Origin of the sequence: Mesorhizobium sp. M4B.F.Ca.ET.017.02.2.1 (assembly GCF_003998955.1) — a bacterium.
GTDB lineage: Bacteria > Pseudomonadota > Alphaproteobacteria > Rhizobiales > Rhizobiaceae > Mesorhizobium > Mesorhizobium abyssinicae.
In genome coordinates this window covers 1-3,368 of the sequence record NZ_RZOF01000493.1, presented here as the reverse complement: position 1 = coordinate 3,368, position 3,368 = coordinate 1, and the positions used below count along the sequence as shown (strand labels likewise).

The 3,368-nt window shown below is 64.3% G+C and carries 1 protein-coding gene and 2 pseudogenes; 1 reads left to right on the top strand and 2 read right to left on the bottom strand.

Annotated elements, in window-relative coordinates; genetic code table 11:
- Positions 1–180: 180 nt before the first annotated feature.
- Positions 181–425, top strand: a pseudogene (locus EN738_RS36630) (hypothetical protein); the annotation flags it as partial.
- Between the two features lie 15 nt (positions 426–440).
- Here EN738_RS36630 and EN738_RS32600 read toward each other — a convergent pair.
- Positions 441–1,895 (bottom strand): glutamate synthase subunit beta, encoded by a 1,455-nt coding sequence (locus EN738_RS32600; protein WP_023798073.1) that lies wholly within the window; start codon positions 1,893–1,895, stop codon positions 441–443.
- Between the two features lie 144 nt (positions 1,896–2,039).
- A pseudogene (locus tag EN738_RS32595) lies at positions 2,040–3,275 on the bottom strand (glutamate synthase-related protein); the annotation flags it as partial.
- Positions 3,276–3,368: the final 93 nt, after the last annotated feature.

Here is a 3,368-nt window from a genome sequence, read left to right as displayed (position 1 = left end):
GAAGAAGACTTCACTCGAATGCGCGTCTAGATCGTCATAGGTGAGCCGCGAGACCGGTGACGTACCTTTATGATTGTAAAGGTCCTTCGATGCTTGCCGGTACTGGGCCAGTAGCGTAGTCCACCCTCGAACGAAAAGACTGAGGCCGCCGCCCCGGCTACCGACGCCGACTCGAAATCACCGGCACTCGACGGCGGTTCGGAACTCCTCGGTGCCGCAGCGCCGGCCAAGCCGGGCCCGGTGAAAAATTCGTCGTCGAGGGCAAGGCGCCCGCTGCTTCGCCCGGCCGCGCCGACGATTTTTCTTGGCCGCCAAGGCGGCAGCCTGCGGCCGCGGCCACAACCGAAACGACCACGGCGATCGTCCGTAAACCTGCCCCCGGGACACCTGAAGGGCAAAGCGCCCTCAGATGGCCGCGGGAGTAGCGTTTCCAAACGGTCTCAGCGCGGCAGCACGCTCGATCCCATCAGCGCCTCGTCGATCGAACGCGCTGCCTGACGGCCCTCGCGGATCGCCCAGACGACCAGCGATTGACCGCGGCGCACATCGCCCGCTGCATAGAGCTTTTCGACGCTGGTCTTGTAGTCGCGATCATTGGCCTCGACGTTGTTCGAGCGGCGGCTGTCGATGGCGATCTTCATCTGGCCAGCCAGTTCCGACACTGGCCCGACCGCGGCCGGCCCAGCAAAGCCGATAGCGATGAAGGCGAGATCCGCGCGGATAACGAATTCCGTGCCGGCGATCGGCTTGCGCTTTTCATCGACCTCGCAGCATTTGACGCCGGTCAGCGCGCCGTCCTCGCCGATGAATTCGAGCGTCGCCACCTGGAACTCGCGTTCGGCGCCTTCCGCCTGCGAGGACGAGGTGCGCATCTTCGTCGCCCAGTAGGGCCAGACCGAAAGCTTGTCTTCCTTTTCCGGCGGCTGCGGCCGGATGTCGAGCTGGGTGACACGAACGGCGCCTTGGCGGAAGGCGGTGCCGACGCAGTCGGACGCGGTGTCGCCGCCGCCGACGACGACGACATGCTGGCCGCCGGCGACGATCGGCGGCGACGGCCACGCCACCGACTGGATCGGCTCGCCGCCGATGCGCTTGTTCTGCTGCACCAGGTAAGGCATCGCGTCATGCACGCCATCGAGATCGTCGCCGGGAATGTTGGCCGGGCGCGGCGTTTCCGAACCGCCGCAATAGAGCACCGCATCATATTCGGCGAGCAGCTCCGCCACCGGCTTGTCGACGCCGACATTGATCCCGCAATGGAAGCTCACGCCCTCGCCTTGCATCTGCTCGATGCGCCGGTCGATATAGTGCTTCTCGATCTTGAAGTCGGGGATGCCGTAGCGCATCAGCCCGCCCGGCCGGCTCTCGCGCTCATAGACGTGAACGTCGTGACCGGCGCGGCCAAGCTGCTGGGCGGCCGCCATGCCGGCCGGCCCCGAGCCAATGATTGCGACGCGCCTGCCGGTTTTCCTTTCCGGCGGATAGGGCCGGATATGACCGGTTTCATAGGCCTTGTCGGCGATTGCTTGCTCGATCGTCTTGATGGCGACCGGAATGTCCTCGAGGTTCAGCGTGCAGGCTTCCTCGCAAGGCGCCGGACAGATGCGGCCGGTGAATTCCGGGAAATTATTGGTCGAATGCAGGTTGCGGATCGCATTGTCCCAGTCGCCATTGTAGACGAGGTCGTTCCAGTCCGGGATCTGGTTGTGGACCGGGCAGCCGGTCGGCCCGTGACAGTATGGAATGCCGCAATCCATGCAGCGCGCGGCCTGTTTCTCGACCTCCTTGTCCGACATCGGCAGCGTGAACTCGCGAAAATGCCGGATGCGGTCGGAAGCCGGCTGGTACTTGTGCACCTGCCGGTCGATCTCGAGAAACCCTGTTACCTTGCCCATAGTCCAGTCCCTGCTGTCCAGATGGCGCGCTCGACGTCGCACCCGTTAACCTCATAAGGCAGCCATGGCAACCTTCAGTCCGAGGCCAGGATTGTTGATGAAGGCATCGACCGGGAAGCTTTGCTTCCCGGCAACTCCCAAAGCCTATTCCGCCGCAACGCCCATGCGCATGCGTTCCATTTCGATCAGCGCGCGGCGGTATTCGACCGGCATGATCTTCCGGAATTTCGGCCGGAAAGTCGCCCAGTTGTCGAGGATTTCGCGGCCGCGCACCGAACCCGTGTAATGGACGTGGTTCGAGATCAGCTGATAGAGCCGCTCCTCATCATGGCTGGTCATGTCGCCGGACACGTCGACCCGGCCTTTGTGGTCGAGGTCGCCGCCATGATGGAGCAGTTTCTCCATCAGATCGTCTTCTTCGGGAACGGGTTCCAGTTCGACCATCGCCATGTTGCAGCGCTCGGCGAAATCACCCACCTCGTCGAGCACATAGGCGACGCCGCCCGACATGCCGGCGGCGAAGTTGCGGCCGGTCTGCCCGATGACGACGACAATGCCGCCAGTCATGTACTCGCAGCCATGGTCGCCAACACCTTCGACGACGGCGGCGACGCCCGAATTGCGAACCGCAAAACGCTCGCCGGCGACGCCGCAGAAATAGGCCTCGCCCTCGGTCGCGCCGTAGAGCACCGTGTTGCCGACGATGATCGACTCGGCTGCGACGATCTTCGTGTTCTCAGGCGGGCGGATGACGATGCGTCCGCCCGACAGGCCCTTGCCGACGTAGTCGTTGGCGGCACCGACCAGCTCGAACGAAACCCCACGCGCTAGGAAGGCGCCGAAGGACTGGCCGGCGGTGCCGGTGAGCTTGACCGAGATCGTGTCCTCGCGCAGGCCCTTGTGCCTGAAGCGCTTTGCCACTTCGCCCGACAGCATGGCGCCGGTCGAACGGTCGACATTGCGGATCGGCAGCTCGATGCTGACCGGCTGCCTGGCTTCGAGCGCCGGCTTGGCCAACTCGATCAGCTTGCGGTCGAGCACGTCGTCGATCGGATGCTTCTGCCGCTCGGTCCAGTGCACCGCCTCATGCGGGGCATCCGGCTTGAAGAACATCTTGCTGAAATCGAGCCCGCGCGCCTTCCAGTGCTGGATCAGCGCCCGCTTCTCCAGGAGTTCGGTGTCGCCGATGATCTGGTCGAGGTGGGTGTAGCCCATCTCGGCGAGCAGCGCCCGGACCTCTTCCGCCACATAGAAGAAGAAGTTGATGACATGTTCCGGCGTGCCCTTGAAGCGCTTGCGCAACACCGGGTCCTGCGTCGCGACGCCGACCGGGCAGGTATTGAGATGGCACTTGCGCATCATGATGCAGCCGGCCGCGACGTCATCATCGGCGCGCTGCTTGGCGCCGACGAATTCGGCTTCTCAACCGCGCCGCTGATCGCGGCCGGTGCGCAGGCCGCCATCGACCTGCAG